Origin of the sequence: Pseudomonas sp. JUb52, from assembly GCF_004341115.1 — a bacterium.
In the GTDB taxonomy this organism is placed as follows: Bacteria; Pseudomonadota; Gammaproteobacteria; order Pseudomonadales; family Pseudomonadaceae; genus Chryseomonas; species Chryseomonas oryzihabitans.
In genome coordinates, this window is the sequence record NZ_SLYS01000008.1 from 229,454 (window position 1) to 244,200 (window position 14,747).

At 66.2% G+C, this 14,747-nt stretch carries 11 protein-coding genes and 2 pseudogenes; 4 read left to right on the top strand and 9 right to left on the bottom strand.

Going from position 1 to position 14,747, the window contains the following annotated elements; all coding sequences use genetic code 11:
- Positions 1-4: 4 nt before the first annotated feature.
- The 9 genes and pseudogenes from EC839_RS15490 to EC839_RS15520 form a co-directional block, all read right to left on the bottom strand.
- Positions 5-2,179: a methyl-accepting chemotaxis protein gene (locus EC839_RS15490; protein ID WP_007162129.1), complete on the bottom strand. Its 2,175-nt coding sequence runs from the start codon at positions 2,177-2,179 to the stop codon at positions 5-7.
- Positions 2,180-2,226: 47 nt separating this feature from the next.
- Positions 2,227-3,087: pseudogene (locus tag EC839_RS25020) on the bottom strand (methyl-accepting chemotaxis protein); the annotation flags it as partial.
- A gap of 54 nt (positions 3,088-3,141) precedes the next feature.
- Positions 3,142-3,504, bottom strand: a pseudogene (locus EC839_RS25025) (methyl-accepting chemotaxis protein); the annotation flags it as partial.
- 27 nt (positions 3,505-3,531) lie between these two features.
- Positions 3,532-4,665 carry an MCP four helix bundle domain-containing protein gene (locus tag EC839_RS25030; RefSeq protein ID WP_367575573.1) on the bottom strand — a complete coding sequence of 378 codons (1,134 nt, stop codon included), beginning with the start codon at positions 4,663-4,665 and terminating at the stop codon, positions 3,532-3,534.
- Positions 4,666-4,685: 20 nt separating this feature from the next.
- A complete protein-coding gene (locus EC839_RS15500; RefSeq protein WP_007162127.1) occupies positions 4,686-6,857 on the bottom strand; it encodes a chemotaxis protein CheA in 2,172 nt (723 codons plus the stop codon).
- Complete coding sequence (locus tag EC839_RS15505; protein ID WP_007162126.1) at positions 6,854-7,159, bottom strand: STAS domain-containing protein; 306 nt, start codon at positions 7,157-7,159, stop codon at positions 6,854-6,856. Before EC839_RS15505 ends, EC839_RS15500 begins: the two co-directional genes overlap by 4 nt.
- Positions 7,160-7,179: 20 nt before the next feature.
- Complete coding sequence (locus EC839_RS15510) at positions 7,180-7,551, bottom strand: response regulator (RefSeq protein ID WP_007162125.1); 372 nt, start codon at positions 7,549-7,551, stop codon at positions 7,180-7,182.
- Between the two features lie 11 nt (positions 7,552-7,562).
- Positions 7,563-8,312 carry a methyl-accepting chemotaxis protein gene (locus tag EC839_RS25035; RefSeq protein ID WP_237709571.1) on the bottom strand — a complete coding sequence of 250 codons (750 nt, stop codon included), beginning with the start codon at positions 8,310-8,312 and terminating at the stop codon, positions 7,563-7,565.
- Between the two features lie 565 nt (positions 8,313-8,877).
- Positions 8,878-9,645, bottom strand: coding sequence for an FCD domain-containing protein (locus EC839_RS15520; protein WP_027597638.1), 768 nt, complete (start codon positions 9,643-9,645; stop codon positions 8,878-8,880).
- A gap of 221 nt (positions 9,646-9,866) precedes the next feature.
- On the opposite strand from EC839_RS15520, the gene EC839_RS15525 reads away from it, so the two are divergent.
- The 4 genes from EC839_RS15525 (at position 9,867) to EC839_RS15540 (ending at position 14,578) form a co-directional block, all read left to right on the top strand.
- A complete protein-coding gene (locus EC839_RS15525) occupies positions 9,867-11,564 on the top strand; it encodes a lactate permease LctP family transporter (RefSeq protein ID WP_007162122.1) in 1,698 nt (565 codons plus the stop codon).
- Positions 11,565-11,637: 73 nt separating this feature from the next.
- The gene (locus EC839_RS15530) at positions 11,638-12,462 is read left to right on the top strand and encodes a (Fe-S)-binding protein (protein ID WP_007162121.1); all 825 of its coding nucleotides are present in this window, start codon (positions 11,638-11,640) and stop codon (positions 12,460-12,462) included.
- Positions 12,459-13,913 carry a LutB/LldF family L-lactate oxidation iron-sulfur protein gene (locus EC839_RS15535; RefSeq protein ID WP_007162120.1) on the top strand — a complete coding sequence of 485 codons (1,455 nt, stop codon included), beginning with the start codon at positions 12,459-12,461 and terminating at the stop codon, positions 13,911-13,913. Before EC839_RS15530 ends, EC839_RS15535 begins: the two co-directional genes overlap by 4 nt.
- Positions 13,910-14,578: a lactate utilization protein C gene (locus EC839_RS15540; protein WP_007162119.1), complete on the top strand. Its 669-nt coding sequence runs from the start codon at positions 13,910-13,912 to the stop codon at positions 14,576-14,578. Before EC839_RS15535 ends, EC839_RS15540 begins: the two co-directional genes overlap by 4 nt.
- Positions 14,579-14,747 lie beyond the last annotated feature (169 nt).

Here is a 14,747-nt window from a genome sequence, read left to right on the forward strand (position 1 = left end):
GCCATTACTCCGGGAAGCGGACGTAACCGTCCGGCAGGCCGCCCGCGGCCATCTGCGGACGACGCGGGGCCGGCTGGGACGCGCGGGTCGCGGCCGGACGCGTCTGCTCGATGGCACGCTCCAGGTCGTGGACCACGCGACCGTCGCCGGTGTTGAAGAAGCCCATCAGGCGCTGCAGCTGTTCGGCCTGACCGCTCATTTCTTCGGCGGTCGCGGCCAGCTCTTCCGAGGCCGAGGCGTTCTGTTGGGTGATCTGGTTGAGTTGCAGCATGGCGCTATTGATCTGAGTGACTCCGCTACTCTGTTCTTCGGACGCAGCGGCGATTTCCTGTACCAGATCGGAGGTCTTGCTGATGGACGGTACCATTTCGTCGAGCAATGACCCGGCGCGCTCGGCCAGGGCCACGCTGCTCTTGGCTACGGTGCCGATTTCCTGGGCGGCGACCTGGCTGCGTTCGGCCAGCTTGCGGACCTCGGCGGCCACCACGGCGAAACCCTTGCCGTGCTCGCCGGCACGAGCGGCCTCGATGGCGGCGTTGAGCGCCAGCAGGTTGGTCTGGTAGGCGATGTCGTCGACGATGCCAATCTTCTCGGCGATGGTCTTCATGGCGACCAGGGTCTCTCCCACCGCCTCGCCACCTTCGTTGGCCTCGCGCGCGGCCTTGCCGGCCATGCCATCGGTGACCTTGGCGTTCTCGGTGTTCTGGGCGATGGAGGCCGACATCTGCTCGACGCTGGCGCTGGTCTCCTCGACCGAGGCGGCCTGTTCGGTACTGGCCTGGCTCATGCTCTGGGCAGTGGCGGAGATTTCCTCCGAAGCACTGGCCAGGGCATCGGCCGACAGGCGCACGTCGCCGATGATCTGATTCAGTTTACCGACGGTGCCGTTGATCGATTCCTTGAGCTCCAGCAGCTGGCCCTGGTAGTCACCGCGCACGGTGCGGCTCAGGTCACCCTGGGCGAGGCCCGCCATGACGCCCATGGCTTCGTTGACCGGGGCGACGATGGCATCGAGGGTACCGTTGATGCCGGCGACGATGCGGCGGAAATCGCCCTGGTGGGCACTGGCATCGGCGCGGGTATCGAGACGTCCGGCCATGGCGGCCTGGCTCAGCTGGTTGGCGTCTTCGACCAGACGCTGGATATTGCCGCGCACCTGCTCCAGGTTGTCGTTGATCACCGCCTTCTGGCCGGGGAAGCGTTCCAGCTGCACCGACAGATCACCCTCGCCAAAGCTCTTGACGCAGGCCATGGCCTTGCTGGAATCGCTCAGATGTCCGGCGACCATGCCGTTGACCCCTTCGGCCATGCTGCGATACGCACCCTGGAAGCGCTCGGCCGGGATGCGCACCACGGTCTCGCCGCGGTCGTGGGCCGCCGACATGCTGCTCATTTCGCTGATCAGACCACGCAGGGTGGTGACCATGTTCTGCATGGCCGCCATCAGGCTGGTCTTGTCATCGCCGCGCAGCTTGATGTCATCCGGCAGATCACCGGCTGCCACACGACCGGCCAGCGTCGCCACGGCGGCGGGCTCACCGCCCAGCTGACGCAGCAGATTGCGGGTGATGAAGAAGCCCAGCAGGGCCACGGCCAGCAGAGTCGCCAGGGCGATGGACAGGGCCAGCCAGGTGGCCTCGACCTTGGTCTTCTCGGCCACCTGCACGCCCTGTTGCGCCAGGGCCTGGTTATAGCTGACGTGCTCGTCGAGGGCCTTGTTGATGGTGGCCATCACGTCGCCGCGACTGCGCATCAAGGTCTGGGCCTCGTCGTTGCGATTTTGCCGCGACAGGGCGACGACCTGCTCGCCCAAGGCGAACAGGGCATTGAAGGCGGTCCGGTCGGTCGCCAGCAGCCCGCGATCCTGATCATCCGAGACCAGCGCCTCGTATTTGGCGAGGCTCTGGCCAATGCGCTCCTTGGCGGCAGCGATATCCTGCTCCACCGTAGTCATGGCCTCGGGGCTGGTCGACAGCACGTGGCGATAGATGCTTACCACGTAGTCGGATCGGCTGTCGTTGACATCCCCGAGCGCCTTGAGACTGGGAACGGTGTTGTCGTTGCCGTAGTTGGCGGCTTGGAACACCTTGTCGATTTCGTATTGCCCGCTGCCGGCCAGCACGAGGATGCCCAATAGCGCGGACAGTACCAGCAGCAGCATTTTCTTGATGACGGTCATGTCGATGGTCTCAAAAAGGCCACCCGCAGGTGGCCGTTGGATAAGGGTCAGGATTCGAAGGGGACGTAGCCGTCAGGTACGCCGCCCGAGGTGCCATTGCGTAACGCTTTGCCCGGGACCCGCATGGCCTTGGGCCGCGAAGCCTCCAGCGCGCGCTCCAGGTCCTGGACCATCCGACGTTCGCCGGTATTGAAGAAGCCCATCAGCCGCTGCAACTGCTCCGCCTGGGTACTCATCTCTTCGGCGGTGGCAGCCAGCTCTTCGGACGCCGAGGCGTTCTGCTGGGTGATCTGGCTCAGTTGCAGCATGGCGCCGTTGATCTGGCTCACCCCGCTGCTTTGCTCCTCGCTGGCGGCAGCGATTTCCTGCACCAGATCGGAGGTCTTGCTGATGGACGGCACCATCTGGTCCAGCAGGGTGCCGGCGCGCTCGGCCAGGGCCACGCTGCTCTTGGCCACGGTGCCGATTTCCTGGGCCGCGACCTGGCTGCGTTCGGCCAGCTTGCGAACCTCGGCAGCCACCACGGCGAAACCCTTGCCATGCTCGCCGGCACGGGCGGCCTCGATGGCGGCGTTGAGCGCCAGCAGATTGGTCTGGTAGGCGATGTCGTCGACGATGCCGATCTTCTCGGCGATGGTCTTCATGGCCACCAGGGTCTCGCTGACTGCCTGACCACCCTCGCCCGCTTCCCGCGCAGCCTTGCCGGCCATGCCATCGGTGACCTTGGCATTTTCGGTGTTCTGGGCGATGGAGGCCGACATCTGCTCGACGCTGGCGCTGGTCTCCTCAACCGAGGCTGCCTGTTCGGTGCTGGCCTCACTCATACTTTGCGCGGTGGCAGAGATCTCTTCGGAGGCGCTGGCCAGGGAGTCGGCCGACAGGCGCACGTCGCCGATGATTTGATTCAGCTTGCCTACGGTGCTGTTGATCGACTCCTTGAGTTCCAGCAACTGCCCCTGATAGTCCCCGCGCACGGTGCGACTCAGGTCGCCCTGGGCCAGCCCGGCCATCACGCCCATGGCCTCGTTGACTGGGGCGACGATGGCGTCGAGGGTGCCGTTGATGCCGGCGACGATCCTGCGGAAGTCGCCCTGGTGGGCGCTGGCGTCGGCGCGGGTATCCAACTGTCCGGTCATGGCAGCCTGACTCAGGTACTGAGCATCGTCTATCAGACGCTGGATATTGGTACGCACCTGCTCGATGTTGTCGTTGATGAAGGCCTTCTTGCCTGGGAATCGCTCCAGGGGTGCCGAAAGATCCCCCTCACCAAAGGCCTTGATGCAGGCCATCGCCTTTTTCTTGACCGCAATGTGGCCTGCTACCATCGCATTGATGCCGATGGCAATCTCACGTTAGGAGCCTTGAAAGCGCTCCGTGTCGATGCAGATATCGATGTCGCCGGCATCGTGTTCTTGCGACATGCGCTGCATCTCGGCCATCAGCGCCTGTATGTTGCTGCGCAGCCGCTCTATGTTGTCATTGATCATTCCCTTCTTGCCGGGGAAACGCTCCAGCGGCGCGGCCAGATCGCCCTCGCCAAAGCGCTTGACACACGCCATGGCCTTGGCGGAATCGCTCAGGTGGCCGGCGACCATGGCGTTGACGCCTTCGGCGACGTTGCGGAAGGTGCCCTGGAAGCGTTCCAGCGGAATACGCGCCTCGGTCTCGCCCCGATCGTGCTCGCTGGCCATAGCGCTCATTTCCTGGACCAGACCGCGCAGGGTCACCACCATGCGCTGCATGGCGGCCATCAGGCTGGAATCGTCGCCCGCGCGCAGCTGCAGATCGTCGGGCAGGTCGCCCGCGGCGGTGCGGTTGGCGACCCTGGCCACCTCGGCCGGCTCGCCGCCGAGCTGGCGCAGCAGGTTGCGGGTGATGAAGAAGCCGAGCAGGCCGATCAGCAGCAGGGTCGCCAGGGCGATGCCGATGGAGAGGACGGTGGCCTGGCTCATGGTATGACCGGCGACCAGCGCCTGCTCGCTGCCCAGTTTCTGGTTGTAGCCGCGGTGCGCATCGAGGGTGTCGCCCACGTGGTCGATGACCTTGCGCTTCTCGCCGAGGATGCGCTTGACGTCCTCGTCCTGGCTGGCCCGCGACAGCGGCAGCACGGTGGCCACGAGATCGTTGAGTTGCGCGATGGCCTGACGATCATCCTGCAGCATACGGCGATCGGTCTCGTCGGAGATCAGCGGCTCATAGTCCTTGAGGGCCTTTTCGGTCAGCTGTTGCGCCTCGGTCAATTCCTTTTCGGCCTCGCGCGTCGCCGCATCACCGTCGGCGGCCAGATGGCGGTAGATGCCGGTGATGATGTCGGCGGAATGGGCGTCGATGGCATCGATACCCAGAATCGATGGCACGGTGTTGTCGTTGCCATAGTTGGCGCGCTCATACACCTGGCTCAGCTGCTGGTAGGCAATGCCGGCCAGCAGGATGATGCCCAGCAGCGCGGAGAGGACCAGCAGGGACATGCGTTTGGTAACGGTCATGGACTCTAATTCCTTGGCGGTCAGGTCGGCACGGGAGCGTGGACTGGAGCAGTAACGCTGGTAGACGCGGCCTCGCCTATCAGGCCGGGCACGTTGAGGATCAGCGCCACGGCGCCGGTACCCAGGATGGTGAAACCGCCAAGGCTGCGGTTGTGGCCGAACAGCGGACCGAGCGGCTTGATCACGGTCTGGAATTCGCCGAGCAGCTGATCGACCACCAGACCGGCGCGCTGGCCGGCATAGCGCACCACCACCACGTTCTGCCGCCGCGGCGGCGCTTCCTCGATGGCGAACAGCTGGCGCAGGCGCAGCACCGGCAACACCTCGCCGCGCAGGTCGAGGTAGTCGTTGCCGTTGGCCTGGACACTGGCCGCCTCGGTCAGCTCGATGCACTCCTCCACCGCCTCCAGGGGCACCACATAGGTGGCCTTGCCGACGCCGATGAGGAAGCCGTCGATGATCGCCAGGGTCAGCGGCAGGCGAATGGTCACCGTGGTGCCACGGCCTTCCTCGCTGGTGAGGTCGACGCTGCCGCGCAGGGCGGTGATGTTCTTTTTCACCACGTCCATGCCGACGCCGCGACCGGACAGGTTGCTGATCTGCTCGGCGGTGGAGAAGCCCGGTTCGAAGATCAGGTTGAACACGTCTTTGTCGGCCAGCACCTGGCCCTCGGCGATCAGGCCGCGCTCGGTCGCCTTGCGCAGGATGCGCTCGCGCGACAGACCGCCGCCGTCGTCGGTGACCTCGATGACGATGCTGCTCGACTCGTGGTAGGCGTTGAGCCCCACGGTGCCCTGGGCCGGCTTGCCCCGCGCCAGGCGCAGCTCGGCGGATTCGATGCCATGGTCCATGGCGTTGCGGATCAGGTGGGTCAGCGGATCGCCGATCTTTTCCACCACAGTCTTGTCCAGCTCGGTCTCGCCGCCGCTGATGCGCAGGGCGATGTCCTTGCCGATCTCCTTGGAGACGTCGCGGACCACGCGCTGGAAGCGGTTGAAGGTGGTACCGATCTGCACCATGCGCAGGGTCAGGGCGGTGTCGCGCACCTCTTCCACCAGGCGCGACAGCACCCCGGTGGATTCCACGAGAGCCGCCAGGCCGCTCTGCTGGGCGATCAGCTGGGTCCCGGCACCGGCGATAATGAGTTCGCCGATGAGGTCGATCAGCTGGTCGAGCTTGGTCGCGTCGATACGGATCAGCTGGCCTTCGCCGGCCGGCGCGCGCTGCTCCTTGATCTTGCGCTGCTTGTTCAGGGCTGCATCCACCACCGGCGGATTGACCAGTTGGGCCTCCACCAGGGCTTCGCCGATGGGCTGCCGCGGCGTGGCCGGATCGGCCTGGCGGCGCAGCACCTCGTCCAGCTCGGTGGCGGTCAGGGTGCCGCAGCGCACCAGGATCTCGCCCAGGCGCAGGTCTTCCTCGGCCAGGTCGTCGATCAGCTGGCAGTAGTCGCTGCTGCGGCTGTGCGGCGGAAGGATGCGGATCTGGCTGTCCTCGCGGACGAATTCGAAGGCCGCCTCGATGGTCGCCTTGTCGGCGTCGCTGTCGAAGGCGACCTCGAAGCCCAGGTAGCAGGTCTCCGGGTCCATCTCCGCCGCGGCCGGGATGGCATCGGTCAGGGTGACGATGTTGACGATGCGGCCAAAGCTGTTGAGGTAGCGCACGAAGGCCAACGGATCCATGCCGTTGCGCAGCATGTCCGGACCGAAGCGCAGCGACAGGTGCCAGTGGCCGGCGGCCACGCCATCGACCGGTGCCGCCAGGCTACGGGCGGTGGCGGCCGGCTGGGCGGCCTTGGCGCTCGGCTGCAGATAGTGCTCCAGGCGCTGCACCAGCACGGCGCCGGCGGCCTGGAAGTCGGGCTCCGGCTCGCTGCCGGACGATACCCGGGCGATCAGGCCGTTGAGGTGGTCGCAGACCTCCAGGAACAGCGCCGACAGGGTCTCGTCGAAGGCCAGCTCATCGCTGCGGATGCGGTCGAGCACGCTTTCGGCGACATGGGTGAAGGCCACCACATGGTCCAGGCCGAACAGCCCGGCCGAACCCTTGATGGTGTGGGCGGCGCGAAAGATGGCATTGATCAGCTCGACGTCATCCGGCGCCTGCTCGATCTGCAGCAGCGCGGCTTCCATCTGCTGCAGCAATTCCTCGCTCTCGGCGATGAATGTCTTGAGGATCTCGTCCATGTTCATGCGGCAACACCTTCCGCGGCGACCGCGGTAAAGAAGTCGGCAAGACCTGCCAGCTCCAGCAGTTCGGTGACGGCGGGGCTGGGGTCGACCAGTTCGAGGCTGCCGCCCAGACGCTGCGCCTCGCGGTGGGCCAGCAGCAGCAACTGCAGACCCGCGGAGTCGAATTCATCGACCTCGGCCAGTTCCAGCGCCACGGTGACCCCGGCGGTCAGGGGCTCCATCAGCAGCGGCTTGCTGTCGGCCGCGGTGTAGATGGTCAGCGGCCCGGTAAGGGGCAGGCGGGTACGAACGACATCGTTCATGGGGGCAGCCTCCGGGGCCATCAGGGCATGATCAGCTTGGAAACCGCCGCCAGCATCTGCGCCGGCTGGAACGGCTTGACCATCCAGGCCTTGGCACCGGCGGCCTGGCCGGCGGCCTTCTTGGCGGCATCGGATTCGGTGGTGAGCATGATCACCGGGGTGAATTTGTAGGCCGGCAGCTTCTTGGCCGCGGTGACGAAGGTGATGCCGTCCATGTTGGGCATGTTCACGTCGCTGATGATCAGGTGCACCTTGCGCCCGTCCAGCTTGGTCAGGGCATCGCGGCCGTCGCAGCCTTCGATGACGTCGTAGCCCGCGCTTTTCAGGGTCATGGACACCACTTGGCGGATGGAGATGGAGTCGTCGACGATCAGAATGGTCTTGTTGCTCATGACAGCTTTCCTTAAAAGAACGTGATATCGGATTCGGCGGGGGCGGCGGCCGGTCGCTTGCCGTGGTGCACGGCGACCTGCTCGGCCATGGTGTAGGTGCGGGCCAGGTCGGCGAGCCAGCCGCGGGTGTCGAGGGTCGGCAGCGGCTGACCGCTGGCGGCCAGGGCGCGACGGTCGATCACCAGGCGCTCGAGGCGGGCCTGGTCGTCACGGATGTGGCCGAGCATCTGGCTGACGCGATCCTGAAATTGCAGGGCGACCAGCACCTCGGCGATGGCGCCGCCCACGGCTGCGGCGTTGTCCGCCAGGGCATCGCTGCGCTCGACCACGTCACGGGTGGTGCCGCCAAAAGTGCCGATGACCTGTTCGATGGTCTCGCCGGACTGGTTCAGGGTGCCGGTGTCGCGCTCGGCGTGGAGCTGCGAAAGCTCCAGGGTGCGGGCGATGGCGCCGTTCACCGTTTCCACGGTTTCGCCGATCTTCTGCCCGGTATCGCCGGACAGGGTGGAGAGCTTGCGCACCTCGTCGGCGACCACCGCGAAGCCGCGCCCGGCTTCACCGGCACGGGCGGCTTCGATGGCGGCGTTGAGGGCCAGCAGGTTGGTCTGGCGCGCCACGTCGCCGACGTCCTTGGCCATGCTCTTGAGCTGTTCGGTCAGGCCGGCCAGGCCGTTGATTTCGTTGAGCAGCGCGCCCTTGCTGGACAGCGCCTCGCGCAAGGCCTGGAGGATGCCGTCCAACTGGTTCTGGCTACTGGCCATGAGGTTGACCAGGCGATCGCCGCTGCCGTGATCGGCGCCGGCCACGCTGTGAATGCGGTCGGCCAGTTCGGCGAAGCGACTGGTCAGGCTGACGATTTCCTGCTCGGTGTGGACCCGCGCGGCTTCGATCTGCTCGGACCAGACCGGCAGTACAGCCACGCAAAGCGCTTCGAGGGCTTCGTCTCGACCGCTGGCGGGGCTCTGGCTCACGGCCTGCTCGGCGGCGCGCTCGGCCTGGCGTACCTGGGCGCGACGCAGTTGCCAGAAACCCAGGCCCACGGCCAGTGCCACCTGGGTGGCACTCAGGGCCAGGGTGGTCGAGGTCACGCCGCCAGCCAGCAATGTCGCTCCGGTACCACAGGCACCAAGCAATGCAGGGGTGAAGGTAAGGTCGATGAGCGAGGGCGAAGAAGGGGCGTGTTCCACAGGAAGATACCGGTCTAGACGCCAGCGAAGGCGGGAAGGTGTGACCGGGTTATCAGCTCTGAAACGCTAAACTTTAGCCGCGGACAGACAACTTATTGTCATAGCATAGTGCCATCATACGGTTATCTGCCAGATTTACCTAGAGCTCATCCCGCCGTTTGGCCCGTGCTAGACGGCCTGCCATGGCGCCGGCCTCCTCCAGAACCTCTCTCACGTAACCCAGATGGCGGCTCGCCGCCTCGCGTGCATTCTCCGCTTCCCCGGCGACGATTGCCTGGTACAGCGCCCGGTGCTGCTCCAGCAGACGCTCGCGGGTCTCACCCCGTTGGGCGTGCATCCCGCCGATGTTGGTCACCATGTGGTGGCGCAGCAATTCGAACAGGCTGCGGATGCTGTGCAGGTAAACGGCGTTGTGGCTGGCCTCGGCGATGGCCAGGTGAAAGGCGGCATCGGCCTCGCCCTCCTCTTCCCGGGTCAGGGTCTCGCGCCGGCGGTAGCAGTCCTCCAGGCGCTCCCAGGCCAGGGTCAGCCGCGCCAGGTCCGGCTCGGTGGCGCGCTGGGCGGCGTAGTAGGCGCAGGCGCTTTCCAGTGTGTGGCGAAATTCCAGCAGATCGCGGCGGGTTTCCTCGCGGCTTTCCAGCAGCGGCAGCAGGGGATCGGTGAAGGCGCTGTTGAGCGCCTCGGTGACATAGGTACCGCCGCCCTGCCGGCTGAGCAGCAGGCCGCGCGCGATCAGCTTCTGGATGGCTTCGCGCAGCGAGGGTCGCGACACCCCGAAGCGCTCGGCCAGCACCCGCTCGGCCGGCAGGCGCTCGCCAGGGCGCAGCGAGCCTTCGGCGATCAGCGCTTCCAGGTGCTTGACGATGTCGTCGGACAGACGACGTTGCTTGACCGGTTCGAACCCCATGAAAAACCTCGAAAAATGCTGCGGACAGCAGCGGCCGTCCGCCAGGCGGAAGAGCTGGGCCGACGAAAGTCGCACATCAAGGGGTTTGACAGGCACAAAGACCCCGCTTAACGTGCGTGAAGTCGCCCTTGTAAATTGGTCTTACCAATTTTTGCCACAGGTCGCGATCTTGTGCAACCCCGTACTGCCGCCTCCCTACAAAAACAATCAAGGAGCACCCGATGGAAACCTGGCAACAGATCTATCTCCCCCTTGGCAGCCTGGGCCTTTCGGCCTTCGTCGCCGCCTTGCCCATTCTGTTCTTTTTCGTCGCCCTCGCCGGTCTGAGACTCAAGGGCCATGTGGCGGGCGCCATCACCCTGGCGATCGCCCTGCTCATCGCCCTGTTCGTCTATCGCATGCCGGTGGACAAGGCGCTGGCCTCGGCCGGCTACGGTTTCCTCTACGGCCTCTGGCCCATCGCCTGGATCATCGTCACGGCGGTATTCCTCTACAAGCTGACGGTCAAGTGCGGCCAGTTCGACATCATCCGCAGCTCGGTGCTGTCGATCACCGACGATCAACGCCTGCAGGTGCTGCTGATCGGCTTCTGCTTTGGCGCCTTTCTGGAAGGTGCGGCCGGTTTCGGCGCGCCGGTGGCCATCACCGCCGCCCTGCTGGTGGGCCTGGGCCACAATCCGCTGAAGGCGGCCGGGCTCTGCCTGATCGCCAACACCGCGCCGGTGGCCTTTGGCGCCCTGGGCATCCCGACCATCGTCGCCGGCCAGGTGACCGGCATCGACGCCTTCAAGATCGGCGCCATGACCGGCCGCCAGCTGCCGCTGCTGTCGCTGCTGGTGCCGCTCTGGCTGATGTTCATGATGGACGGCATGCGCGGCCTGCGGGAAACCTGGAAGCCGGCGCTGATCTGCGGCGGCACCTTTGCCGTGTTCCAGTACCTGACGTCCAACTTCATCGGTCCGGAACTGCCCGACATCACCTCGTCACTGGCCGCCATGATCGCCCTCACCGGCTATCTCAAGCTGCGCCAGCCGCAGCATGCCACCGCAGGTGCGACGCCCGTGGTCGGTGGCGGTGGCGGCGCCGCCATGCTGGGCGGCGGCGCGGGCTTCGGCAGCGGCGGTCGCCTGCCGCCGGAGCATTCGCTGGGCACCGTGATCAAGGCCTGGTCGCCGTTCCTGATCCTGACCGTGGTGGTGACGATCTGGACCACCAAGGCCTTCAAGGCGCTGTTCGCCACTGGCGGCGCCCTCTATGCGCTGGTGATCAACGTGCCGGTGCCCTACCTGGACAAGCTGGTGCTCAAGACGCTGCCGATCGTGGCCACGCCGACGCCCATGCCGGCGGTCTACAAGCTCGACCTGCTGTCCGCTTCGGGCACGGCGATCCTGATCTCGGCGCTGATCTCCATGGCCATCTTCCGCATCAAGCCCTCGACCGCCCTGGGCGTGTTCAAGGAAACCCTGGTGGAGTTGCGCAAGCCGATCCTGTCCATCGGACTGGTGCTGGCCTTCGCCTTCGTCGTCAACTACTCGGGGATGTCCACCACCCTGGCCCTGCTGCTGGCCGGTACCGGCGCGCTGTTCCCCTTCTTCTCGCCGCTGCTGGGCTGGCTAGGGGTGTTCCTGACCGGTTCGGATACCTCGTCCAACGCCCTGTTCGGCTCGCTGCAGGCCACCACCGCGCACCAGATCGGTGTTTCCGACACCCTGCTGGTGGCGGCCAACAGCTCCGGCGGCGTGACTGGCAAGATGATCTCCCCGCAATCCATCGCCGTGGCCTGCGCCGCCACCGGCATGGTGGGCAAGGAGTCCGACCTGTTCCGCTTCACCGTGCGCCACAGCATCGGCTTCGCCGTGCTGGTCGGGTTGATCACCCTGGCGCAGGCCTATGTGTTCACCGGCATGCTGGTGCACTGATCACGCGGTTCCCGGCGGCGGTTCAGGCCGTCGCCGGTCCTCTTATTACCGGGCCAACCCGGAGTGACGCCTGATGAACGATCTTTTCTACAACGCCGCCCCCAACGCCACCCGCACCGCGCCACCGCTGGCGCCGCCGCGGACCTATCCGCAGCAGAAGCCGACCCAGGTCTATCTGTTCGGCACCTGCGTGGTGGACCTCTTCTATCCCGAAGCCGGCATGGACAGCATCCGCCTGCTGGAGCGCGAAGGCCTGCGCGTGCATTTCCCCCAGGCGCAGAGTTGCTGCGGCCAGCCGGCCTACACCTCGGGCTACACCGAGGAAGCCCGCGCCGTGGCGCGCACCCAGCTGGCGCTGTTCGCCGAGCCCTGGCCGGTGGTGGTGCCTTCCGGCTCCTGCGCCGGGATGCTCCGCCATCACTATGCCGAGCTGTTCGCCGACGAACCCGAGACCCTGCGTCAGGTGCAGGATCTGGCCGAGCGCACCTACGAGCTCGCGGAATTCCTGCTGCACGTCTGCCAGGTCGACTACCAGGATCGCGGCGCTCCGACCAAGGTGGCGCTGCACACCTCCTGCAGCGCCCGCCGCGAGATGCAGACCCACCTGCACGGCCGCGCCCTGCTCGGCCAGCTAGAGGCCGTGGAGCGTGTCGACCATGACCACGAGAGCGAATGCTGCGGCTTTGGCGGCACCTTCTCGGTGCGGATGCCGGACATCTCCGGCGCCATGGTGGCGGACAAGACCCGTGCCCTGCAGGACAGCGGCGCGGCCCAGGTGCTCACCGCCGACTGCGGGTGCCTGATGAACATCAACGGCGCCCTGGAAAAGCAGCGCGCCGCCCTGCGTGGCGAACACCTGGCGAGCTTTCTCTGGCGCCGTATCGGAGGTGCCGCATGAACGAGATGCTGAAGATCCCCCTCACCGACGTCAGCGAAGCGCCTCCCTTTAAGACCCGTGCGCGGCAGGCCCTGGGCGACGACCAGCTCAGGCGCAACTTCCGCACGGCCATGGATTCGCTGATGACCAAGCGCCTGGCCAGCATGAGCGATGCCGACGAGCGCGAGCGCCTGCGCGAACTGGGCAATCGCACCCGTGCCCGGGCGCTGTCCAAGCTGCCGGAGCTGCTGGAACGCCTGGAGGCTAACCTCACGCGCAATGGCGTCCAGGTGCACTGGGCCGAGACCACGGCCGAGGCCAACGCCATCGTCCAGCAGATCGCCGAGCGCCATGCGGCCAAACTGCTGATCAAGGGCAAGTCCATGGTCAGCGAAGAGATGGACATGAACCACGTCCTCGGCGCCCAGGGCATCGACTGCCTGGAGTCGGACATGGGCGAGTACATCATCCAGCTCGCCGGCGAGAAGCCGTCGCACATCATCATGCCGGCCATCCACCTCAACCGGCAGCAGGTCGGCACCCTCTTCCACGAGCATCTGGACGAGCCCTACACCACCGACGTCGACGAACTCATCCAGACCGGTCGGCGGGTGCTGCGGCAGAAATTCTTCGAGGCCGACATCGGCATCTCCGGGGTCAATTTCGCCGTCGCCGAGACCGGCACCCTGCTGCTGGTGGAAAACGAGGGCAATGGGCGGATGTCCACCACGGTGCCGCCGGTGCACATCGCCGTGACCGGCATCGAGAAGGTGGTGGAGAATCTGCGCGACGTGGTGCCGCTGCTGTCGCTGCTGACCCGCTCCGCCCTGGGCCAGCCGATCACCACCTACGTCAACATGATCTCCGGTCCGCGCAAGGCCGAGGAACTGGACGGCCCTCGCGAGGTGCACCTGGTGCTGCTGGACAATGGTCGCAGCCAGGCCTTCGCCGACAGCGAATTGCGCCAGACCCTCAACTGCATCCGCTGCGGCGCCTGCATGAACCACTGCCCGGTCTATACCCGCATCGGTGGCCACGCCTATGGCGAGGTCTACCCCGGCCCCATCGGCGCCATCATCACCCCGCACCTGGTCGGCCTGGAGCGCGCACCGGATCATCCCAGCGCCTCCTCGCTGTGCGGCGCCTGCGGCGAGGTCTGCCCGGTCAAGATCCCGATTCCGGCGCTGTTGCGGCGATTGCGCGAAGAGAACGTCAAGGCCCCCGAAGCCGAGCCGCACCTGCTGCGCGGCCAGGGCAGCAAGTTCTCCGCCCGGGAGCGCTGGACCTGGCATGCCTGGCAGAATCTCTACACCTCGCCGCTGCTCTACCGTGGCTTCAGCTATCTGGCCACCCGCTTCGGCCGCTTCACCCCGGGCCAGCTCGGCCCCTGGACGGAACACCACAGCGCGCCCAGGCCGGCATCCCGCTCGCTGCACGAATTGGCCCGCGAACACTTGGAGAAACGCCCATGAGCGCCCGCGACAACATCCTCGCCAAGCTGCGCGGCAGTCTGCAGGGCACCCAGCCGCTGGCGGATACCTTCGACGAAGCCCTGGTGACCGAACCCTGGCGCTATCGGCCTGAAGAGCGCGTCGCCCGCCTGCGTACCCTGATGGAAACGGTGCATACCGAAACCCATTTGACCACCGCGGCGGACTGGCCGACGCTGGTCGAGCGCATCCTCGCCGAACGGGGGCTGGACCAACTGCTGATCGCCCCCGGCACGCCCCACGGCGCGCGCCTGGTGGAGCGCTGGCAGGGCGACGGCTCACCGCGCTGGAAGGCCTATGATCGCCCCGTGGAAGAATGGAAGGCCGAGCTGTTCAACGACACCCCGGCCAGCCTCACCGGCACCCTGGGCGCCCTGGCCGCCACCGGCAGCCTGGTGCTCTGGCCGGATCGCCAGGAGCCGCGCCTGATGAGCCTGGTGCCCCCGCTGCACATCGCCCTGCTCAGGGCCAGCACCGTGGTGGACAACTTCTACGAGTTGCAGCAACAACACCGCTGGCAGGACGGCATGCCGACCAACGCCTTGCTGATCTCCGGGCCATCCAAGACCGCCGACATCGAACAGGTGCTGGCTTATGGCGCCCACGGGCCCAAGGATCTGGTTGTGCTGATCGTCGAGGATGAGTGAGGGTTGTGGTCCCCCTCACCCCAGCCCTCTCCCTCAGGGAGAGGGGGCAGTTAACCCGCGTGGAAAACGCTACGCGGTTTTCCACCCTTGTATCTCGACTGAGGCCTCTTTGCGAGGTCATAGTCCCCGACTGATCATCGGGGGAGGATGGCAAGCCGTTTCCACCCTT

What these genes read in the sequence shown, in the direction of transcription:
- EC839_RS15530 (WP_007162121.1), top strand. Translation starts at nt 11,638, where the DNA reads ATGAACGATCTTTTCTACAACGCCGCCCCCAACGCCACCCGCACCGCG.
- EC839_RS15525 (WP_007162122.1), top strand. Translation starts at nt 9,867, where the DNA reads ATGGAAACCTGGCAACAGATCTATCTCCCCCTTGGCAGCCTGGGCCTT.
- EC839_RS15535 (WP_007162120.1), top strand. Translation starts at nt 12,459, where the DNA reads ATGAACGAGATGCTGAAGATCCCCCTCACCGACGTCAGCGAAGCGCCT.
- EC839_RS15505 (WP_007162126.1), bottom strand. Translation starts at nt 7,159, where the DNA reads ATGAACGATGTCGTTCGTACCCGCCTGCCCCTTACCGGGCCGCTGACC.
- EC839_RS15500 (WP_007162127.1), bottom strand. Translation starts at nt 6,857, where the DNA reads ATGAACATGGACGAGATCCTCAAGACATTCATCGCCGAGAGCGAGGAA.
- EC839_RS15490 (WP_007162129.1), bottom strand. Translation starts at nt 2,179, where the DNA reads ATGACCGTCATCAAGAAAATGCTGCTGCTGGTACTGTCCGCGCTATTG.
- EC839_RS15520 (WP_027597638.1), bottom strand. Translation starts at nt 9,645, where the DNA reads ATGGGGTTCGAACCGGTCAAGCAACGTCGTCTGTCCGACGACATCGTC.
- EC839_RS15540 (WP_007162119.1), top strand. Translation starts at nt 13,910, where the DNA reads ATGAGCGCCCGCGACAACATCCTCGCCAAGCTGCGCGGCAGTCTGCAG.
- EC839_RS15510 (WP_007162125.1), bottom strand. Translation starts at nt 7,551, where the DNA reads ATGAGCAACAAGACCATTCTGATCGTCGACGACTCCATCTCCATCCGC.
- EC839_RS25035 (WP_237709571.1), bottom strand. Translation starts at nt 8,312, where the DNA reads ATGGCCAGTAGCCAGAACCAGTTGGACGGCATCCTCCAGGCCTTGCGC.
- EC839_RS25030 (WP_367575573.1), bottom strand. Translation starts at nt 4,665, where the DNA reads ATGACCGTTACCAAACGCATGTCCCTGCTGGTCCTCTCCGCGCTGCTG.